We start from the raw sequence: 19,265 nt of genomic DNA on the forward strand, positions 1-19,265 counted from the left end.
ATGGCCGCCGCCATCTGGCACAACTGGCACACCGACATGACCAGCAAACGATCACTGACCGCCTTCGATCACTAACACCAACTTCACGGAATCAATCATCTAGTGGATGAGTACTTGGCGGATGTGACCCTCGCGCGGAGGGCCTCGACTGCAGCGGGCTCGAACGCGGCCGAACGCGGCGAGCCGTCGGCAGCTGTTGGCTTGGAGTTCCGGTACGCGTTGGTGATGTGCTCGATCAACGAGGTGGCTGCACGGGTGTCGACCTCGTTGCTGGATCTGCTGATCAGGACGCGGCGATCGTCGTTCGCGGCGACGCTGCGGCGCGCCTGTCTTCAACGCTCTGCGGATCAGATGGCTCCGCGCTCCACCGACTGAGCGGCGAGCGCGGGGCCACCTTCCCCGATTCGGACTGAGCCCCGGCAACTTCAGGCCCGGTGAGTTCTAGAGGTGAGCGACGTCGGCCGGGGTCGCGGCGCGGAGCGCGAGGGTCTGCAGGGCGTCCGGCCAGCCGGTGACGAACACAGCCTGACCGTGCCAGGCCAGTTCGACGACCGCGGCGTCGAGCGCGTCCATCCGGGTGCCACGCACCCCCTCACCATCGATCGCCACCTCGACCTCCTGGACAGCGGCCCCGTTCACGGCGACACGGACCTGATCGAACCCCGTCCTCGACGACGCCCTCGACGGCGCGGTCAGCCCGTGTCCCAGCGGACGGTCAGCTCGGGCAAGGAAGTTGACCATCTGGATGCTCGCGTCCTCGACCGGCAGCCCACGAGGATTCATGTCCCGTGACGAGCGTACCGTCCGAATCACAAGACACGGCCTGCCCGACTTCTGATACGTCGCCTCGATGGCCCATGGCTCGTCATCGACGGCATCACCGTCCAAGGAGGCGACCGGTCCCAGCGAGCCGTCACCATGAACGATCGCGATCGGCCTTGGAAACCGGGCCAACCTGTCCACGGGGCGCGGCATCCGCCCTCCAGGAATCTCCGCTCCGTCTTGCTGTTCCATGACAGTCACCTCTCGCCGGGTTCAGTGTAGAACACTCACGTGATGTAGGCGTCGTCCGACGGGCCGCCGGAATAACAAACCGTTCCATCGACAAGAACTGCGAAATTCTGGAACGGGAAACCGTAGATCGTCGCCCTCGCATAACCGACCGAAAGGCCACCAACGATTCTGTTGAGGTCCACATAACCGTCCGCGTCATAAAAGCCAGGAAAGTCGTGTTTGGTTGTTCCGCCGGTGTCGGACAACGTCGCGGTCCAAGAGAAGGTGGATACCGCATCCCGGACATGGAAACCGGTGTTGATGCGCACAGACCTGCCGCCGATACCATCGAGCCACATCCAGGAACGCCCACAGTTCCCCGGAACGACGTCCATGGGGATCACCTCGGCCGGGGTTCCTCTTTTCACCGAATACTGGGTGCCGTCGGGTCTGGTCCGAACCTCGTAACCGTTCGCCGTCGCCACGTCCGGATTGTACCCAACAGCGTTCATGACCACTTCGACAACCTTGCCGACCGGCGGGGCATCCGCCTCTCCGGTCGACGTTGCGGCTCCACTCGTTCCAGTGATCCCCGCCATCACTGCCACGGCCGCGACCGCGGCCACCGTTGCACGAAGCACCAGCGAACGACCTGAGTAATGATATTTCACCGTGTCCCCATTCATGAACCATCGGGAATGAAATACAAGCAGCGAGTATTATTGAAGCCCCAGCGGTGCCGCTATGCGCCTACGTGAGAAACCGTAGTAGGCAATGCGGAACCTTTGCTAATCGGCGCGACTTCTCCCCCCTGCCTGATCGACTTGACAGGAGAAACAGTAGCGCCGCGTTCCAGTCGCTCGAAATCCGCCATGCGAGTGACCAAGATGGCGATCTCGCCATTAGGTAGAAAGGCCCAATAGCAGGTCCATTACTGCGAAACTGTCAAAGGTCAATCTTCTCGCACGCGAATTCAGAAGCCAGTTCTCCCGGGCACGCCGAGTTCCGCCACGCGGCATGCGCATGATCGGGACGGAGCATCAAGGCGGCGGGGGCATTTCCTCGGCAGGGTCAGCCTGACGGCCGCTGCGACGAGGAGGTGCGGGCTGGTCCAGCCGCATGCCCGAAGGTCCTCATCGCGGCATGAACCGATGTTCACCAACAGGCGTGCCGCGCGAGGGAGTTTTGTGTCTGCCTCGATCGGGGATGCCGGATTTCGGCCAACCTGTGTGACGTCGCCCACTGCGCGCGTGGTGACGTCCTTGGCCGGCTGGCTACTGTTCTCTGGATGAACCTTCGTGATCATGTTCTGCTGGGAGTGCGCGATCTCGAGGCGGCGGCGGACCGGTTTCGTCGCAAGTGGCGTCTGGGAACTGTGCCTGGCGGATCACCGGTTCCGGGTGCCGCCAATGCGGTTGTTCCTCTCGCCCCGCCGGTGTATCTGGAACTCGTCACTGCCACGGACGCCGGTGCGAGTGAGGCTGCGGCGCGTTTGGCGGCCGTCACCGCGGCAGGAGATCGCCTGTTCACCTGGGCGGTTGAGCCGGACGATCTCGATGCCCGTGTGGCAGGTTTGGACGTCGAGCCGCTGAGCGGCGGCGGAGATACCGGGCGGTGGCGTTCGCTTGGCGAGGTTGAACAGAGTCGGCCGTTCTTCATCGAATACGACGTCGCCCGCGCCGGTCGCGTAGCGGGATGGCAACGCGCTTATGCGGAGGCAGCGCATGACTGTGCACCTGGCCGGGTGACGTATCTGGAGGTCGGCGGCGATGAGTTTAATGTGCGGCGGTGGGTGGGCGAGGTTGATGTGCCGCTGCGCTTGGTTGGCGGTGAACCACGCCTTGCGGCCGTGGGGATCGCCACCGCCCGAGGTGAGATCCAGGTGCGCTGACGCGGCTGCTTCCGGATTGCCTGCATGATGAAAGCGGGTAGCCGACAGCCTTGCTCAAGGGGCTCGGCACCGGAACAGATGGCGTCAGCGAGCGACCACCCCTCCGCCTTCTGACCTGGCTGTAGGGCGCGTATGTCGCCGACCAGGACTGAACGATTGAACAGGAGCGGGTATGACCGACGATCTGGCCGGCCAGGTGATCAAGGCTGAGCAGGGAGGGTCATCGCGTGAAACCGACGGACGAGGTTGACGATCTGCGCGCGCGTTTCGAGGCAAGGCTGAGCGGCCTTCGGGGCCGCCGGCTCTTGGCAGTGGACTACTGGGATGTCCACAACTTCGCCTCCGAACCCGCGCGATGGGACTACGGCAACTGGCATCACGCAGTCATGGGCGTCGGACTCAGCACTGACGCGGGGCCGGCGACGATCACCTGGACTGACACCTTCTACAGCTACGGGGTCGAAGTCCTCGACGGCCGGATCGAAGACCACCTCAGCTCGGGCGACGAGGGCCCGGAGCGCATCGGGCCCGACGTCGGTTCCAAGAGCCCGTGGGACCGATACCTGCGGACACCGATTCGCGAGACCGCCGCTCATTGGGAGCGACTGGAACTGGGGCCGAGCCGGCGAGCCGATGGCACCGTCGTCGAGCCCGCGAGCACCGTGGACGTGCCGATGGCTCTGCGTCTCGACTTCACCGCGGGAGCGGTGTGGTTCGTCGCCGCCATGCCGGAGCCGCCGGACTGGCAGCGCGTGTTCGTCGGAGGTGACGAGATCATGGTCGTCTTCTCGCCCGAGCAGATGCGCGACATGGGATTCGGCGACACCACGTTCCGTCAATAGTTCAGGTACACCCTCATCGGCAGTTGAGGACGTTCCCAGCATGAAATCGACGTTCTGGTGGGTGCTGGCGGAGTAGGGCCCATCCGTTGACGCCGCCGGGAACACCTACGCCGACGGCCCGTCGGCGGGAGTCATCCAACGAGAACATGTTCATCGGCACGACGCAGCCGTAGGTGTGGTCCCCATCGCTAGCAACATGATGGTGCTATCGCCGTGGCAGGCGACAGTGAGATGCCGGCGTATTCGTGGACGAGGGGGTCGGCACCTCGACGAGCTTGGCAAACCTCAGCAGGCGAATGCGCACCCGCCATGGTGCTCCCCGGGTGCTCCTGTGCCGAACCATTGCCCGACACTGGCCGCCACTACACGGCACTCGAAGATGAACGGCTCTCGCGTCAACCTGCACTAGCGGTGCGGAGTGACACTGAGCGACACTCGGACACCGGGTAGCCGCAAACTTTTAATTTGAGGGAATCTGCAGTTCATCGGTATGGACGGGTTCGCACGGGTTTGGGGTCAGGGACAGGACCACCCGGTCGGGTTACGTAGCTGGAGCAGAGGATGTGACCCCATTTGGCGGGATCGGGACGGTGTGCTCCAGGTTTGCCCCAGTTACTGAACAGTACCTGAAGTTCGTCACGCCAATTCTCAAAGTGAGCCATCCCGAAAAAAACCGCCCTACCTCAGCAAACCTGCCAGGTGGGCGGTGTTTCGTCACTGTGGAGCTAAGGGGACTCGAACCCCTGACCCCCTCACTGCCAGTCAGGTTCCGGCAGGTCGCTGACCTGCGGTTATCGAGAGTCTGCTGGTCGGCTGGTGCGGTTGTGCTCCGTTCAACGCGGTTCATCGTTGTTGGGCGCTGTTGTAACCGGCGCTGTGCTCCAGATCTGCTCCAGGAAAATTGGTGTGAGAGTTGTATTGCGACCCTACGGCGGTTCAGCGGGGTGGTGGCAGGTCGCGACCATCGGCGCTGCCTCAGTGGACAAGGTGCGCCAAGGAGGGTGATCGTCAGCGAGAACGTGTTCGCGCTCGTTTCTTCGGACTGCGGCTGTTGACGCGTTGCTGCCGCTGTCTCACGGTTTCCGAACTACGCTCAGCGGCTATGACGGCGCCGGTCCGGTCCTTCTCAGCTCGCTGGATGCTGAATCGCTTCAGTTGCTCGACGGTCGTACCGACGGTTCCGGCAAGTCCATGCTGGATGAGCTGGACTAACTGGGCCCCGGTCGCATGGCGCTCGACGGTGCCATAGCCCAGGACGCGACCGCCACGAGGACCGAGGGTGCAGTCATCCTCCAGGAGTAGGCGAACGTAGGACAACGGGAGGTACATGCCGTTGGCAAGCTCCTGAGACAACTGCCCCTTTGCTGGCCGCTTGGCAAGCTTTAGGAAGCACGCGTCAGCGCCCATACGCCAGTCGTGTGGCTGCCTCGGAGCCTGACTCAGGCTTGCCACGGCTTCCAGCCTGCCAAGCTGTCGGCGTAAGCGGTCGTCGACAGTAATGGTTTTGTCGGTGAGGCTAATACGTTTGTACTGAACCAGGATAAAACTGCGCGTGTGCTCGTGGTAGTAGATGAGATCAGTGCCGAGTCGGCCTTCGACGGAGGTGGCGTTGACATTCGCTATCTCGAGCCTTCGCCCATCTGGGGTCACCAGGACGTGGATGTCAGAGCGAAGGTTGGGGTTGTCCCGCAGTTCTCCGAAGATTTCCGGAGCGTGGAGATCATGGTCGATGAGACTGTGTTCGACAGGTTCCGGGATCAGCCCAGCGAGATAGGGAGCATCTGGAACGGCTCGATGCCCGCCGTGGGCAGCTCTTGCTGGAGATCGGCACCGGGACCGGCTACAACGCCGCCCTGCTCGCTCACCGGCTCGGCGACCACGCCGTCTACTCGCTCGACCTGGACCCCGGCCTTGTCGACGCTGCCCGCGACCGTCTCGACGGCATCGGGTTCCATCCCCATCTCACGGCCGGTGACGGCGCCGCGGGCTGGCCGGGAAACGCCACCTTCGACCGGATCATCGCCGCCTGCGCCGTCAGCGCCATCCCGCCGGCGTGGATCGACCAGCTCGCGCCCGCTGGTCGTATCGTCGCGCCCCTCGACGCCGCCAAGGCCGGGCCCTTGCTCGTGCTCGACAAGACGACAGACGGCGAGGTCAGCGGGATCATCGACCCCTACCCCGTGCTGTTCACGCCGATGCGCGACCGCTCGACCTGCCTTTTGGCACAGGGGAAGACCGTCCGCCGTCGAGTACGGGCAGCCCGCACCACGGCACCACCACCCTCGACCCCGCCACCGTGCTCTCCCGCGGCGAACTCGCGCTGTTCCTATGGCTGCACGCCCCGGGGCTTCAGCTTGCGGGAAGCCCGGCTCACGGCGTCGTTGTCGCCGAACGCGGAACGGCGCGCGCCGAAGTCGATCTGAAGCCGCTCGGGACCGGTGCCTGGGCTGTTCGGCAGCACGGCCCCTACCGCCTATGGGACACCCTGGAGCACGCCGTCACAGCCTTCGACGCGCTCGGGCGGCCCGAGGCCTCGCGATTCGGTGTGACCGCCCTCAACACCATCGGGAGGCAGTACATCTGGCTCGACGCTCCCGATAGCGGCTACCGCTGGTCCCTTCAGCAGTGATCCAGCCTGCATCACCTCGCCGCGGCGAGCGGCGATGATCCGGACACACGTGACTTAAGAGCCGCAACTCACGGGATATCTCTTACACGCTCGACCGCAGGGCCCTCAACCATCCAACAACCCCATCACTGTCGTGCACACGAGTACGAGTCGAAAGCGACCGTAGTGCAGGGGACTCCGGAACATCACGAGAACTCGAAGCCCTCTGCACGCGCGGACAGAAGCCCAGCTCATCCGTGCACGCAGGTTCGAACATTCACACGGATCGGGCGGTTCGCAGAACTGTCACAACTGGTCATTTGTGCGAAACCTCGACCGTCACGGCAGTGAGGTTGGCGCGGCTGCTGTTCCGAGCGGAATGCCTGATGCCTTCTGGGGTCATCGACGAGTGCGACGACCCCAAAAGGCATCAGTTCTATCCGGCGAGGTTCACCAGTTCAGTCGGAACGCTGAAGCCGATCGCCTGGACGCCCTCATAGATGGGCTTGAGCAGGTCGACCGCCGAGGCCGGGACGACTCCCTTGGCGCGCATCCGGCTGACGATGCGGGTAACCGGGCGGGTGATCCCGCGCAGCGTCCGAGCCTGGTTGTACTTGCCGATCTCGTAGACCTCGTCGCGGGTGACGGTGTCGCCATTCTGAAGAGCCCGGCGGATGACTCCGTCGCGCCAACGATGACGTGGTGCCACGGCGCGGCGGCCGATCCCGTGCGGGTTGCACGCGTGGGTGGAGACTGACGACCGACAGCCGGTAGCCGAACCGCCGTCAAGCGGGGTTCGGTCGGTCGGTCGCGGTGACGTTTCGAACAGAAGAAACGGAATGGCAAGACGGTGAGCGCGACGACTCCGGTCGGGTACCCGGTGGACAACTGCGCTGGTTCCGAATCGCGCACGACGCGCGTAGCCATGCGGCTCGCCGACCCGACCGCCCGCTGGACCGCGGCGTGCACAAGGTCAATGTCATGGCGAAGATCGGCAGAGACAATATGGTGCGCTACGGGTTGCCGCCCAAAGCTACCTACCGCCAGGACAACTACTGCATGGCCGGCAGCGCTGAACTGTGTTGAACGAGCGGGTGTGGTTGCAGTAGCCGCACGGGCTGGGTCAAGAGCGTCTCTGATCTGCGCTGCCGGAAAGGCACGGCATCACCGACGCCGGCGTCTGGGCACTCGTTGTCGACGGCCTGCTCGACGGCCGCACCCTCGGAGACCGACCCCGGCCACGCGGTCGGGAGATCAAACCGCGCAACGTGAGTTCCTGCCATGCGGGGACTGTACGACGTTCGCGTGCCCAAACGTCCTGTCATACCGCGACGAGGTCGTTCGTCCATGCACACGACAGTGGCAGTGGTGTGCAGGACTACCTCTGATGCTCGACCGGCATCCTCGCGTAGTGCCCTGTCGCGAGTTCGGGCGGGTCAGCGAGGCCTGCACTAGGAATTCGAATTCGATGCCTCGACGGTCGCCAGTACTACCCGGCCAGCTGCGCCGCGCGGAAGTATGAGGCAAGCGTTGCGCGACTTACCCGAACGGCATCTCGTGATCGGGCTCGGCGTGCGTGCCAGCGGTACCAGAGTCACTGGTCGCCTGCGTGACGGGCTAAGCTTTCCTCTGCCCGTACCTGACTTGAGCCGTCCTTGGTGCAGTCGTCAGCCCGAACAGACGGCCGTGCCCGTTCATGCACGCTGGACGCAGTGGGTGATGATCGGCAGCGGCATACGACGAGTGGGTGTGCGGTTGGATGCCGGTATGACAGACACACCTGCGGTTGGGTCGGAGCGAAAGTTTCAACTGGAGGTTCTGCGTGATCTTGTGCAGGCCGAACTGGCTGCGGCCGGATTGCCGGTGGTCCCTGGTGGTCATCCGACAGGTACCGCTGGAGCGGAGGTGACGGTCGACGTGCCGGATCTGCATGGTGTGTTGGTCGACTGGCGAGAGCACGATGTCCTTCTCGACGCGGGGCAGCGAGCCTGGGCCGAGGACCCGCATCGCGAGGGCGAGGAAGCCGCCGCGTTCGCGCGGCTGATGTCCACGATCGGCGAGGCGATGTCCGCGGCCATGCGAACCATCTTGACGGCCGCCGGGATGGAGGTGTCCGGCACCGACAACGACTACGCACCTCACGAACTCGTGGTCACCCGCAGGGTGGCGCCCTCGGTGTGGAGCGCACGGCGGGACGCTGAGTTCACCCGGAGATCCGACTCGATGAGGGCTGCCTGGAACGCCCGGCATGCCGCTGAATGCCCGAAGCCGGACTGCGAGCACCACCACCCAAAGGTAGGAGACACGGAGACCCTGACCTGAAGAAGCGGTGCCACACCGCGGCTGTGATAGCAGGTTCTGCCAGCACGACCGGTGTCGGCGGCAAGGCTAGGCAGCCGCTCCACGAGCGTTCAGCCGAGCACGCCGTCGTCCTGGCCGGCCAGTGCGTCGCCGAGGGGCGTGCGCCGGTAGAGCACCACCCGGCCTGATCGAGCGCGGACAACACCAGGCCCGGCGCTGGACCTCGTGGCACCGCTGGACGGGCCTGGCGATGCTCGCCCAGGCCTTCCTCGCCGTCGTCGCGTCCACCGAACGAAATCCCGAACCGGCAACTACGGAATGGGACTCGGTGGCCTGCAACGAAATCCACCACCTGTTCATCACACTCATCAGCCACCCGATACTCGATATCGCACACCGATCCGCTGCTCGACATGGCGCAGACGCCACCAATACCGCGCCAACAAAGCCACTGCCAGCGCAATCAATCCGCGAACCATGACCATCACGAACTACGAGTGGAGCGCTAGGCCGAACGGGTGCTCGTCGTGCTCCGTCCAGTCTAAGGCGTTTAGAGTGTAATCTTCATCACCCGAGTTCACGTCGTTCGTCAGCAGGGAAGGGCAAAACCATGAAGCGAACCCGCTTTTCCGCCGTCGCAGCATCGGTCCTCGTCGCTGTGCTCATATCGACGAGCGCAGCCAGTCCCGCCGCTGCCGCGACGCAGCATCCCACTTCTGGTATCGCCGCCGCGCAAGCGAGCCAGGGCGCGTGCGATAACCCCAATTCCTTAGGAGGAGTTCTCAACTGCCTCCTGGCGGGAGTGGTAGACATGCTCAATCAAGTCCTCGCGGAAACACTGGAGAACTTGCCGATACCAGTCGAGGCCACCAGTCGATAGACAACGTCTCGCGCGGGTCCTTCCTGATTCGACGCGGTAGATGCTAGCCAGTTTGTCGTCACGGGCGAGTTGCCTTGTAGCTGGACCATTGAGGCCGCACGTTGTCGAACTCGGTTCGAAGGATGGAAGGCGGTGAACGCCACGACGAGCGATGGACAGCGAAGCGAAATGGAACTCCGGCCTGCGGACATGGAGCACGCCCGCAGCCTGCCGCGAAGGACACCCGCTCGACGCGAGCATGAAGACCAGCCAGCCTGACTGGAGTATCGGTGCCAGCGTTATGTGGAAGAAGGAGTGGACGACCCTTATTCCGGACTGTCTAATACGGCAGCCGCAGTGTGTGATCTGGTGGCGTGTTGTGGTCATGAAGACGGCCACCGCGTGATCGACTTCAAGGTGTGTTGGATGTCGAAGAGGACGCGGTGGCCGTGTCGTGGACTGTAGCTGATGATCGTCTTGCTCGTTGGCGGGCGGGGTTTGATGATGTGTTCGCGCTGGTCGCAGGGCGTTTCGCGCAGGCGGACTCGCGGCGGCGGGCCCGGATGTATGTGCTGGGGCTGTTGTCTGGGGCGGAGCGGAAGAACTCCTGGACGCTCGCGGAGCAGGCCGGTGACCTGACACCGGACGGGATGCAGCGTCTGCTGAACTTCTACCGGTGGGACGCCGACGCCGCGCGAGACGACGTTCGCTCCTATGCGCTGCGGCATCTCGGTGATCCTCGTGGTGTGGTGGTGGCCGACGGGACCGGGTTTCTCAAGAAGGGCACCAGGTCCGCTGGGGTGCAGCGGCAATACTCGGGCACCGCGGGGCGGATCGAGAACTGTCAGCTCGGTGTGTTCTTGACCTACGTCTCCCCTCGGGGGCGGGCGTTGATCGACCGCGAGCTCTACCTTCCCAAGTCCTGGACCGACGATCGGAAACGTTGCGAAGAAGCCGGAATCGGTGATGCGGTCGACTTCACAACCAAACCCGACCTTGCCCAGCGATGCTGTTGGTGCCCTTTCAACGCTCACTCCGAAACTTGCGGCAGCAACGCGGTTCATCAACGTCGTCCTCGCAGCACATTCTCCAGCTGACGCTCGGCCTGTCGGTATCGTCGTGGATCGTCCCCGGGACCTTGAAGCGGCAGACGACTGATATGAGCAACGGAGTTCGCAAACTTACCTGGCGATGTCACGGGGGATTTGGAGGAGGAGCGTCACGACGGCGGTTTGATGGCGCCTCTATCCTCTTGAATTCCATCGTGGTTACCGCGATTATTGTTGCCGAGGCCGCCCTGCGCACAATCCCATACGAGACACTCTCTTAGCGCTTCGCCAGGCCAGTCGAGAACACCGCGCTGGCGGCCTGGACGCCCGTGTGAGGCCGGGCTGGCAGCGTGGCGATTCGACCCACGATCTCGTTGAAGGCCGGAATGCCGAGATTGACAGTGGCGGCACGGCGGCCGCGTTGCTTGAGGTAGGCGAGTTTGTCGTTCGCGTGGGTCAAGCTGACGCGTAGGTTTCAGCTCCGCCCACGCTATCCGCGTGTCGCCGGGCACGCCGAAACCGAGCAGGCGACGAGCGGGAGGCCGCCCTCGAAGAACTCGGCGCCGCCGCCCGCCCGGCCGCCGCCGGTTAATCTCGAAGGGGCGGCCTCGCATGATTGGCTGTCGCTGGCCGGAAGAGTGCGGTCGTGGGTGCACGGACGCGAATGAGTATCTGGTCCGGTGATCGAGATTGCCCACCCGGAAGGCGACTCAGGTTCCGATCAGTGACCTGATGGGTGGGTCGATGTGCGGGAGTTGAGAACCGGGCAGGATGACGGTGGGAAGTAGCTGGCCGCAGGCATCGACTGCAGACGCGAGGATGACCGGTCGGGGGAGTACTGTGGAGTTGTGTTTCATCGAGTACACCGGAAATGGCATTCCCTGGCAGATTCCGATCTGGCCGGGAATAATATGCTTTTGGCCTGCGAAATCATACTGGCTCCACACGCAGACCTGTCCCATGAGGCAGTCGCTGTCCGCAGCTGAGGCGGGCGCCGCGCCGATCGACATCGTGAAAAGAACGAGTGACGCGGCGATCGCCGCTTTTCGCGAGTTCTGACTTCTTTGCCACATGTCTATCTCCTTGAAGGTGGAAAGTGTCTGTGCTCGAATCTACGCTCGGCCGATAACGCTATGCACCCATTCCGGAGGACCACACTCGATTGCCGCGCGAGCACACCCATACGTACGGTCGAGGAAGCTACGGAATGTGTCATATCGTCAAGGTAGATCACTCGATCGTGAGGACGCAGCGTTCATAAAGTCTGCGAAGCGGGGTTTCGTCGGGGCCTGCCTCGAAGTCACTCTTCTGAACGGGCGAGCGGGCCTGGCATTCGTCGGCAAGGTCCGTTCCCTCGACGTTCGGCCTCGCTTCGAAGCGGTCCAACGGCCCGGGATAGGACGGAAGGCTGTTCGAGAAGTGGCATGGGCAGGGTTCGCGTCGCCATCCGCGTTGGAGACGCTGGTTATAGCATGCGATAGGTGACATCGATCATCACGTTGAGAGTGCGTGTGCGGTAGAGACGCGTGGCGGCGACCTGTGCCTCGTTCGCCGCATTACGGACCTCATCGCGGCCGCACCGGGGTCATTGCCGTGCTGGCTGCCCGCCTGCGCGGCGTCTCGCGCGATGTTCGCCTCGGTGCATGCCTGCTACGCCGCACCCCTCGGTTTCTTCTCCGCCGAGTCAGTGAATCGCCGGAGTGCTCGGCTTCTTCCCGCTCCCGGTAGGCGTTGTTCTCCTCTTCGTCGCGGTCGATCGATAACGGCGGCGATCTGTTCCTGCTGCTGCGCGGCGCCTCGCTTCTGCGCCGCGACCTCGCGCCAGCGCGCGGCTTCCTGCTATTTGGCGGCCGCGCAGCCTACGACACCGCCCTCGCGGCGAAGGAACAAAATTCCTGCGCGAACTCCCACCGGTCCGGCTGACCGTGCGCTCAGTTACGTCGCGCATACGCGAACATCTTGCCGCGCGAGGATGTTCTTGACCTCGGCCCCGTCGGTCGGCCCTATGCCGGTTCGTCTGAGGCGAGAAGAGTCAGTACGGGGTCGGCCAGGTCAGTGAGGTGAGCCGCGTTGGGGATCTCGATGGCTGTGACGAAGCAGTCCAGGCTGCGGCGCGGTGCGGCGCTGAGTTCGGAGGCCATGAGGGAGTCGACTCCGAGTTGGTCCAGGTGCCGGGTGCAGTCGGCCCGGTTCGCGGTGGTTTGCAGAGCCTTGGCCGGGGTGTCGGCAAGAACTTCGATGGTGGTGGTCAGGGCTCGTCGAAAGTCATGACCGATATACGGGAGCGGAACGCGCCTGTCGGCGTCGCGCTGTTGTGCAGATTCCTGGGGTGTGCGCCCGCCCCTGGTTCTGCGAGTGGCTCGCCAGTGCACCGGCCAGAGCCGCGTACGTCGCGGCCGAGGAGCGATTGGCCACCGGGATCGCGGCGCAGGTCCATACCGAGCACCGTGGGCGCTATGGCTGCCCGCGGGTCACCGTCGAGCGGCGCCGCCGTGGCCGGGTGGTCAACCACAAACGCGTCGAACAGACATGCGCCAGCGTCGAATTGCCGGTATCGCGCGCCGGAGTCGCCGATCGCTGACCAAACAGGACACCATCGGTCGCGCCCGCACCGGATCTGATCGGCCGGGACTTCACCTCCGACGCGCCCGGTGAACGATTCGTCGGCGACATCACCTTTCTCCCCACGCAGGAAAAATGGCTATACCTGGCCGACCGTGATCGATCTGCGCACCCGGGTTCCACACATCCGGGGGTTGTTGTCCCGCACTGACGGTATGGGCAACCGCCGATCTAGGCGTCGGCGATGTCGAGGATCGAGAGTTCAACGTTGAGTGCGTTGAGTTCCCGTACTTGCGAGTGCCGGAAGCGACCGGCCGGGTTGCCGTCGCGGAGGGGAGTTCGGGCGAGCTTCCCTGCGGCGCTACTCGTGGGCTGTGTCGTCTGGGGATTGTGTAGTGGGTGTGAGGTGCGTTGGACGGAGGTCGAGTGCCTCGCTGAGGCTGTCTCGCAGGCATTTCATGAAGACTTCGGGTTGTGGGATCGCTGCCGTGTCGAGGTTGATGCCGACTTGCAGTTTGTCCTGATAGGACGTCATGACAGTGGTCACGGCCGAGCGCAGTAGAGGGAGGAAGGGGTGGAAGGCGATCACTTTGGTCCCTGCCAGGTACACCTCCGTGGGGCTGCCTGGGAAGTTGCTCGCAGTCAGGTCGTTGCCGCGGAAGATCAGCGTTGCGGCACAACGGGTCACGCTGACCGGCAAGAGGGTCAGGACGCGGGCGAGCAGGTCTTCGGCACGGGTGGTGGGTCCAGCTCGCAGGTCGGTAACGGTTCGGCGGATGATCGCGACCCGTTCTGCGGGACCGTGTCCGGCGGCGGGCAGAGCGAGTTTGGCGATGGTGACGTGGTTGCCCCCGGGTGCGGAATCGGGTCGGCGGGTGCTGATGGGCACCATGGCGGGAACCGACCGTAGGGACTGGCCGTGGGTTTGATGGTATCGGTCGAACGCGCCCGCCAGGATTGCCAGGTAGATGTCGTTGAGGGAGCCGTCTGCCGCGCGACCTGCTTTTTTGAGGCGGTTGAGGGGGATCTCAAACAGTTCCATGCGTGGATAGCCGTCACGGTGGGCCAGCAAGGATGAGCTGGTTGCTGCGGGGAGCACGGTGGCGCGTGCCACGGCTCGCAGGCCGGTGGCGATCGCCCGCCACGATGGGGCGCGGTGACGGGGAGGGGCAGTCGTTTCGGAACGGGGGATGCGGTTGCGGCGCTGGCGCAACCAGCCGTACAGGCGCGCGAACGGTGGGCCGTGGTCCGGCGCCGTGGCCGGGGGTGGGGGTGTGATCGGTCCGGGCTCTGCGGTGGTGTCGTGCAGGGTGAACATGATCTGCGCCGCGCCCAGGCCGTCGACGATGCTGTGGTGCACCTTGAACAGGTAGGCGGCCTGGTTGTCGTGCAGCCCTTCGACCACCATGGCTTCCCACAGCGGTCGGTGGGGGTCGAAGGGGCTGGTGACCCACGACTGTGCGAAGTCCAGGAGTTGCCGCACCGTGCCGGGGGCGGGTAGCTGGATGCGCCGCAGGTGCCGGTGGATGTCGAACGAGGAATCGACGCCGAGCCGGTAGCGGCCCAGTCGCAGTGGAGGCTCGTTGATCCGTAGACGTAGCCGGGCGACCGTGTGGCTGAGCTGTTCGTGGCGCGCCACTAGTCGGTGCCAGTCGGGCGCGTGATCCAGTAGTTCGACGGCGAGCAGGTTGAAGCGCATTCCGGGTTGCGGATCGGTTCGCCAGAACATCGTGTCCATCGCGCTCAGGGCGAGAGGCCGGTCCCATGCCTGTGTGGGGCGCAGGTGCTCGTACGGTGTCTGGTTCATCGTTTCACCTTCACGCTGGTTCATCGTGTGTCGTGTCTGCTGAGATGGCGCAACACTGAGGTGGCACCCGCGCCCAGCAGTGCCTGGGACAGCACCGCCCGTAAGCCTTTTGTCTGCTGGGCTGTGTTCAGGGTGGGGGTGTCCACCTGCAGGTGGAGTTGGTGGTTGGCGAGGTCGCGCACGATTCGCCGGGTCTGGTCGAGCCCGCCGTCGGCGGCGAGGACGAGTTCCAGTGCGTTGCGCACGAGGTGGCCGCGGGAGAACGTCTCACAGACCACGTTCACCAGGATCGGGACCAGTTCGGCCCGCAGGACTTGAGAGGCGGACAGTTCCGGTGCCAGGTGGCGGATGGAGCCCTCGATGTTGGCGAACGACTTGCCCAGCATGGTGACAGCCGGATGAATCTTGATTCCCCGTCGGGTGGAGTGGCGTAGAACGGTGGACAGCGTGACGCCGAGGTCGAGTTCGGCCAGTGTGGCCGTCGCCAGCCGCGGCACCAGCGCTGTCACGTCGCTGCTGAAACCTTCGACGTCGGCCCACGGGGTAGTCGAGCCCAGTTCCACCCAGGCCTTGGCCGCGCCGTCGCCATTGTTCTGGGCCATGTTGGCCATCGTGAGCAGGACCTTGAGGCTGGTGGGCCGGTCTATCCGGCCGACCATTCCCCAGTCGAGCAAGAACGCCGATCCACCGGGTTGGACGAAAATGTTGCCGGGGTGAGGGTCGGCGTGGAAGGTGCGGTGGACGTAGTAGGACCGCAGCATGAAGGCGAAGAGGTCTCGGGCGACGGCGATGCGTTCCTGGATGGGGAACTCGTCGCATAGCGCGTCGCGAATGGATCGTCCCGGTGCCACGGTTTGGATCAGCACCCGCGGGGTGGCCAGCAGCACCTGCGGCACGGCGATCCGGTCGAAGCGCCTGGCGGCGTGGGCGCCGTCTTCCATGTTGCCGGCCTCGGCGGTGAAGTCGAGTTCGGCCGTCATGGCGTCGAAGACCACTTCGAGCATGGCGTGCACGTCGACCACCGCGTTCAACCGCGGCCGTGCTTTGGCCAGGATGAGCGCGGCGCGGCGGAGCACCGCCATATCGGCATGGACGGTGGGGCGGATACCGGGTCGCTGCACCTTCAGCGCCGCGTGTCGTCCGTCGGACAGGGTGACGGCGTAGACCTGAGCCAGCGAGGCCGAGCCGAGCGGTCGGTCGATGTCGATGTGGCGGAATCGCCGGTTCCACCGGTCACCGAGTTCGGCTCGCAGCACGCTCTCGAAGTCCGAGAAGCGCGTGGCGGGGACCCGGTCGTGCAGGGCGGCGAGTTCGTCGACGGTCGCCGCGGAGACGAGGTCCGGGCGGGTCGCCAGGATCTGTCCCACCTTGATGTAGAACGGCCCGAGCCCTTCGAAGGCCTCACGGACCGCGCGAGCGCGCTGCCGCTGCCGTAATTCGTTCCCGTCGGGGCCGAGCGTGCGCCTGGCTTCATCGGCGAGCAGGTGTCCGAGTGTGCCTGCCAGACGCTGGATCCGTCGTTCGCCCATCGTCAGAACCGATCGGTGGTGCGGCGGCCGGCCACCATGCGAAAGTCCCGCACCGCCAGGTGGGTGACCGGTGTCCCGTGGCGGAGGAACGCCAGTGCTCCGCCGGGCTCGACGGTCAGCGTCCCGGTGCCGTACTCGATCGTGCCGGTGATCCGGCCGAGGCTGCTGCGGGTGCCTGTCCCGTGAGCCTGGACGACCTGCAACCCCGACGACCAGCGGACCGGCAGGGTACGGCGGGACCGGAATCGATAGGTCGCCTGAGGAACAGTGTTGACGAGCAGCGAGGCGGTGAACTGCTCGCCGTCGTGGGCGAGGTCGAACTCGCCAAGCTCCTTCGGGATACGCCACAGCTGCCGGCCGCCGATCATGGCCGGCGGACTGTTTACCCAGACCTTCACCAGGGTTCCTCGGATGGGCGGGCGAAGGCGGGTGATGATGGCGACCATGAGTTCGCGGTAGGCCAGGACGCCGCCGTCCCGGTAGTCCACCCACGCCGTCACGATGAGTCGTGTGCGGCGGCGTCTGCCCACGATGTGCGAGGCGGGCAGCAGTTGGGCCGGGATATGGCGTGTCGCGATTCGCAGGACGGCGCCGTACATGTCGCCGCGTAGATGCCACGGTGCCGGCGGATGATCACTGGTCTGGCGCTCATCGTTCATGGCGCATCCCACAGTCGACGGCCGATCACCTGCAGCAGAGGTTCAGGGAGTCGTTTGGTGACCGCTGCCATCGCTCGGTGCCGCACGTCGGGAACGGTGACGCTGCGTCCGGCCGCCACTGCGGCCAGTCCGTCCTCAGCGACTTGTTCCGGAGCCAGCCATAGGCCCTGGGGCACGAAGCGAAGGCGCAACCCACTGGTGTCGAAGAACTCTGTCCGCACCGGTCCCGGTTCCGACACGGTCACATGCACACCCGCCGCGCGAGTCTCGTCGTGCACACTTCGGCTCAGCGAGGTGATGAATGCCTTCGTAGATGCATAGGTGGCGTTGCCGGGACTGGGCATCCAACTCATCAGCGAAGAGATCGTAAGCACGCCACCGTGCCGCGCCGCCAGCATTCTGGGCAGCGCCGCATGGGTAAGCCGCATCATCGCGATGACGTTGAGCAGCACCTTGTGCACCTCCGAGTCGACGGGGTTGTCGGTGTAACGGCCCGCGGTGCTCATACCGGCGTTGTTCACCAGCAACTCGACAGCGGGTTGCCCCACCCGGAGCCGGTCCTCCACCCGAGCGAGGTGTCCGGCGTCGGTCAGATCGGCAGCACATATCTCGACGCTGGTAGCGAAGTCCGTGCGCAGTTCGTGGGCGAAGGCTTCGAGCCGCTCGGTCCGGCGGGCCACGAGACACAGCCGCACCCGGCGGGCCGCGAGCAGTCTGGCCACACTCACGCCGATACCACTGGATGCCCCGGTGACCAATGCTGTCCGGTAGGGGTACTGATTCCCACGCAACTGTCGGGTCATGGCAGGCCTGCCTCCACGGCGAGAAGTTCGGCTTCGGAGAACCAACTGCTGTGAAAGCCAATAGGAACTCGCACGGGCAGGTGCACCACGGCGACCGGGTCACCAGTGAAGTCGGTCGCGTTCAGAACGACCAGATCGCTCGCGTCGCGCCGGGCGTCGTAGAGCCAGTGCAGAACCCAGCCGTCGTCCTCCGCCACGCCCCGGGGCACGAACACCGCTTCCGCGGGCACCGCGTACCGGTCATGGCGGCGTATCAAGGCTTCGCCGGTGGTGAGGTCCTGTTTGACCAGGGCGTCGGGTTGGTGCGAAGTCAGGGCTTGTTCACCTTCCGCGCTGATGGCGTAGTAGTACCGGGCCGGCTGTCCGATCCGGCGTGGGTCGATACGGGGTAACTCCTGGGCGCGGTCGTCGAGTTGCCGTTCGGTCACCCGGCCGCCGGCGAGGTCGATGTCCCACTCCCAGAGATGTCCCGCCTGGGAGAACGGGTCTTCGGTGTCGTCGGCGAACAGTCGTTCATAGCGGATGGCCTGGACGTGGATGTGTCCGTCCTGCTCGTGAGCGGAAATAGTGTGGAAGATGAAGCCAGGCAGGACTTCGAACCAGCGCGGTGCGCCACCTTCACGGGGCAGCACACCGATCCTGGCCGTGTGCCGTTCATCCCAGCGGTAGGGGAACTTGCCGCGCAGTGCGGTAGGGAACGTGAACCGAACCGGCAAGTCGAAGATCAGGACGTGGCCTGTGGTGATGGCGATGTCGTGCAGCATCGGGCGGCCGCCCAACGGAATGCGGTCGCGGGTGTGGCTTCCGTCCGGGTTCAGCACCAGGTACTCCGCCCAGGTACGCAGCGGGGAGTACGCGACGGTGAGCAGTTGCCCGCTGACCGGATCGAGTTTGGGGTGCGCGCTGAATCCCCGCGGCAGCGCTCCGTTCAGGTCGGTGTATTCCACCGTGTTCAGAGCGGTGTCCAGCCGTACGGGCACACAGCCGGTTTCCACGAGCGCCAGAAGCATCTGCCCGCTGCAGATGATGTTGGTGTGCACAGTGTCATTGGGAAAGTGACGGGGCCCGGGTGGACGGCGCTCACCCAGGGCCCGGCTCACTGTCCGGGAGCGGATCCAGCGATTGCGGAACCACTCGGCCCGCCCGTGGCGCAGCCGCACCCCACACACGAGCCCGTCTTGGGAGAACCAGGAGTAGCGCTGGACGTCCCGCCGTCGCGGCGGCCGGATCGGGTTCGGCCCGATCTGGGTGAACAACCCGCTCAACTGCTCGGGCAGCGTGCCGCTGACCTCCAACTGGTGGATCGACCGCTCGCCGTAAATGGGAGCGTACGGCCCGAGTAGGAAAGGACTGGTGGCCATC

20 protein-coding genes and 2 pseudogenes are annotated in these 19,265 nt (G+C 64.8%); 11 read left to right on the forward strand and 11 right to left on the reverse strand.

The window, feature by feature from the left end:
• Nucleotides 1-114 precede the first annotated feature (114 nt).
• Nucleotides 115-375 carry a hypothetical protein gene (locus tag AB0M65_RS02700; protein WP_364020366.1) on the forward strand — a complete coding sequence of 87 codons (261 nt, stop codon included), beginning with the start codon at nt 115-117 and terminating at the stop codon, nt 373-375.
• A gap of 66 nt (nt 376-441) precedes the next feature.
• Here AB0M65_RS02700 and AB0M65_RS02705 read toward each other — a convergent pair whose 3' ends face one another.
• Nucleotides 442-783 (reverse strand): hypothetical protein, encoded by a 342-nt coding sequence (locus AB0M65_RS02705; RefSeq protein ID WP_364020369.1) that lies wholly within the window; start codon nt 781-783, stop codon nt 442-444.
• A gap of 266 nt (nt 784-1,049) precedes the next feature.
• Complete coding sequence (locus AB0M65_RS02710) at nt 1,050-1,664, reverse strand: hypothetical protein (RefSeq protein WP_364020371.1); 615 nt, start codon at nt 1,662-1,664, stop codon at nt 1,050-1,052.
• Nucleotides 1,665-2,281: 617 nt separating this feature from the next.
• On the opposite strand from AB0M65_RS02710, the gene AB0M65_RS02715 reads away from it, so the two are divergent.
• Complete coding sequence (locus tag AB0M65_RS02715; RefSeq protein ID WP_364020373.1) at nt 2,282-2,884, forward strand: VOC family protein; 603 nt, start codon at nt 2,282-2,284, stop codon at nt 2,882-2,884.
• Between the two features lie 227 nt (nt 2,885-3,111).
• The gene (locus AB0M65_RS02720) at nt 3,112-3,726 is read left to right on the forward strand and encodes a hypothetical protein (protein ID WP_364020376.1); all 615 of its coding nucleotides are present in this window, start codon (nt 3,112-3,114) and stop codon (nt 3,724-3,726) included.
• Nucleotides 3,727-4,734: 1,008 nt separating this feature from the next.
• On the opposite strand, the gene AB0M65_RS02725 is transcribed toward AB0M65_RS02720, so the two are convergent.
• A complete protein-coding gene (locus tag AB0M65_RS02725; protein WP_364020379.1) occupies nt 4,735-5,376 on the reverse strand; it encodes a hypothetical protein in 642 nt (213 codons plus the stop codon).
• Between the two features lie 164 nt (nt 5,377-5,540).
• Between AB0M65_RS02725 and AB0M65_RS02730 the strand changes: the two genes are divergently transcribed.
• Nucleotides 5,541-6,149: a methyltransferase domain-containing protein gene (locus AB0M65_RS02730; RefSeq protein ID WP_364020381.1), complete on the forward strand. Its 609-nt coding sequence runs from the start codon at nt 5,541-5,543 to the stop codon at nt 6,147-6,149.
• A 621-nt stretch (nt 6,150-6,770) separates the two neighbouring features.
• On the opposite strand, the gene AB0M65_RS02735 is transcribed toward AB0M65_RS02730, so the two are convergent.
• A complete protein-coding gene (locus AB0M65_RS02735) occupies nt 6,771-7,043 on the reverse strand; it encodes a hypothetical protein (protein WP_364020384.1) in 273 nt (90 codons plus the stop codon).
• A gap of 104 nt (nt 7,044-7,147) precedes the next feature.
• On the opposite strand from AB0M65_RS02735, the gene AB0M65_RS02740 reads away from it, so the two are divergent.
• The 4 genes and pseudogenes from AB0M65_RS02740 to AB0M65_RS02755 all read left to right on the forward strand — a co-directional run.
• Nucleotides 7,148-7,420: a hypothetical protein gene (locus AB0M65_RS02740; protein WP_364020387.1), complete on the forward strand. Its 273-nt coding sequence runs from the start codon at nt 7,148-7,150 to the stop codon at nt 7,418-7,420.
• An 819-nt stretch (nt 7,421-8,239) separates the two neighbouring features.
• Complete coding sequence (locus AB0M65_RS02745; protein ID WP_364020390.1) at nt 8,240-8,656, forward strand: hypothetical protein; 417 nt, start codon at nt 8,240-8,242, stop codon at nt 8,654-8,656.
• A gap of 1,010 nt (nt 8,657-9,666) precedes the next feature.
• A complete protein-coding gene (locus AB0M65_RS02750; protein ID WP_364020393.1) occupies nt 9,667-9,900 on the forward strand; it encodes a hypothetical protein in 234 nt (77 codons plus the stop codon).
• 100 nt (nt 9,901-10,000) lie between these two features.
• A pseudogene (locus AB0M65_RS02755) lies at nt 10,001-10,498 on the forward strand (IS701 family transposase); the annotation flags it as partial.
• A gap of 322 nt (nt 10,499-10,820) precedes the next feature.
• Here the strand turns inward: AB0M65_RS02755 and AB0M65_RS02760 are convergent.
• Both AB0M65_RS02760 and AB0M65_RS02765 read right to left on the reverse strand, forming a co-directional pair.
• Nucleotides 10,821-11,003 (reverse strand): hypothetical protein, encoded by a 183-nt coding sequence (locus AB0M65_RS02760; protein WP_364020396.1) that lies wholly within the window; start codon nt 11,001-11,003, stop codon nt 10,821-10,823.
• A 250-nt stretch (nt 11,004-11,253) separates the two neighbouring features.
• Nucleotides 11,254-11,616, reverse strand: a complete 363-nt coding sequence (locus tag AB0M65_RS02765) for a peptidase inhibitor family I36 protein (protein WP_364020399.1) — start codon at nt 11,614-11,616, stop codon at nt 11,254-11,256.
• 658 nt (nt 11,617-12,274) lie between these two features.
• On the opposite strand from AB0M65_RS02765, the gene AB0M65_RS02770 reads away from it, so the two are divergent.
• The 3 genes and pseudogenes from AB0M65_RS02770 to AB0M65_RS02780 form a co-directional block, all read left to right on the forward strand.
• Nucleotides 12,275-12,466, forward strand: coding sequence for a hypothetical protein (locus AB0M65_RS02770; RefSeq protein WP_364020402.1), 192 nt, complete (start codon nt 12,275-12,277; stop codon nt 12,464-12,466).
• A gap of 484 nt (nt 12,467-12,950) precedes the next feature.
• Nucleotides 12,951-13,124 carry an IS3 family transposase gene (locus tag AB0M65_RS02775; RefSeq protein ID WP_364020405.1) on the forward strand — a complete coding sequence of 58 codons (174 nt, stop codon included), beginning with the start codon at nt 12,951-12,953 and terminating at the stop codon, nt 13,122-13,124.
• A 30-nt stretch (nt 13,125-13,154) separates the two neighbouring features.
• A pseudogene (locus AB0M65_RS02780) lies at nt 13,155-13,272 on the forward strand (IS3 family transposase); the annotation flags it as partial.
• Nucleotides 13,273-13,466: 194 nt separating this feature from the next.
• On the opposite strand, the gene AB0M65_RS02785 reads toward AB0M65_RS02780, so the two are convergent.
• Genes AB0M65_RS02785 through AB0M65_RS02805 form a run of 5 tightly spaced genes read right to left on the reverse strand, consistent with a single transcriptional unit; the run spans nt 13,467 to nt 19,264 of the window.
• Nucleotides 13,467-14,912, reverse strand: a complete 1,446-nt coding sequence (locus AB0M65_RS02785; RefSeq protein WP_364020408.1) for a wax ester/triacylglycerol synthase domain-containing protein — start codon at nt 14,910-14,912, stop codon at nt 13,467-13,469.
• Nucleotides 14,913-14,932: 20 nt separating this feature from the next.
• A complete protein-coding gene (locus AB0M65_RS02790; RefSeq protein WP_364020410.1) occupies nt 14,933-16,441 on the reverse strand; it encodes an AarF/UbiB family protein in 1,509 nt (502 codons plus the stop codon).
• A gap of 2 nt (nt 16,442-16,443) precedes the next feature.
• Complete coding sequence (locus AB0M65_RS02795) at nt 16,444-17,100, reverse strand: acetoacetate decarboxylase family protein (protein WP_364020413.1); 657 nt, start codon at nt 17,098-17,100, stop codon at nt 16,444-16,446.
• Nucleotides 17,097-17,903, reverse strand: coding sequence for an SDR family oxidoreductase (locus tag AB0M65_RS02800; RefSeq protein WP_364020415.1), 807 nt, complete (start codon nt 17,901-17,903; stop codon nt 17,097-17,099). The genes AB0M65_RS02795 and AB0M65_RS02800 overlap by 4 nt, the downstream gene beginning before the upstream one ends.
• Nucleotides 17,900-19,264 carry a carotenoid oxygenase family protein gene (locus tag AB0M65_RS02805; protein WP_364020418.1) on the reverse strand — a complete coding sequence of 455 codons (1,365 nt, stop codon included), beginning with the start codon at nt 19,262-19,264 and terminating at the stop codon, nt 17,900-17,902. The genes AB0M65_RS02800 and AB0M65_RS02805 overlap by 4 nt, the downstream gene beginning before the upstream one ends.
• Nucleotide 19,265: the final 1 nt, after the last annotated feature.

It is taken from the genome of Amycolatopsis sp. NPDC051071, from assembly GCF_040682875.1.
GTDB lineage: Bacteria > Actinomycetota > Actinomycetes > Mycobacteriales > Pseudonocardiaceae > Amycolatopsis.

Bases quoted from the DNA above. Each gene is read 5' to 3' on its own strand.
- AB0M65_RS02750 (WP_364020393.1), top strand. From the start codon at position 9,667: ATGGACAGCGAAGCGAAATGGAACTCCGGCCTGCGGACATGGAGCACG.
- AB0M65_RS02790 (WP_364020410.1), bottom strand. From the start codon at position 16,441: ATGGGCGAACGACGGATCCAGCGTCTGGCAGGCACACTCGGACACCTG.
- AB0M65_RS02800 (WP_364020415.1), bottom strand. From the start codon at position 17,903: ATGACCCGACAGTTGCGTGGGAATCAGTACCCCTACCGGACAGCATTG.
- AB0M65_RS02785 (WP_364020408.1), bottom strand. From the start codon at position 14,912: ATGAACCAGACACCGTACGAGCACCTGCGCCCCACACAGGCATGGGAC.
- AB0M65_RS02715 (WP_364020373.1), top strand. From the start codon at position 2,282: ATGAACCTTCGTGATCATGTTCTGCTGGGAGTGCGCGATCTCGAGGCG.
- AB0M65_RS02765 (WP_364020399.1), bottom strand. From the start codon at position 11,616: ATGTGGCAAAGAAGTCAGAACTCGCGAAAAGCGGCGATCGCCGCGTCA.
- AB0M65_RS02705 (WP_364020369.1), bottom strand. From the start codon at position 783: ATGAATCCTCGTGGGCTGCCGGTCGAGGACGCGAGCATCCAGATGGTC.
- AB0M65_RS02795 (WP_364020413.1), bottom strand. From the start codon at position 17,100: ATGAACGATGAGCGCCAGACCAGTGATCATCCGCCGGCACCGTGGCAT.
- AB0M65_RS02805 (WP_364020418.1), bottom strand. From the start codon at position 19,264: ATGGCCACCAGTCCTTTCCTACTCGGGCCGTACGCTCCCATTTACGGC.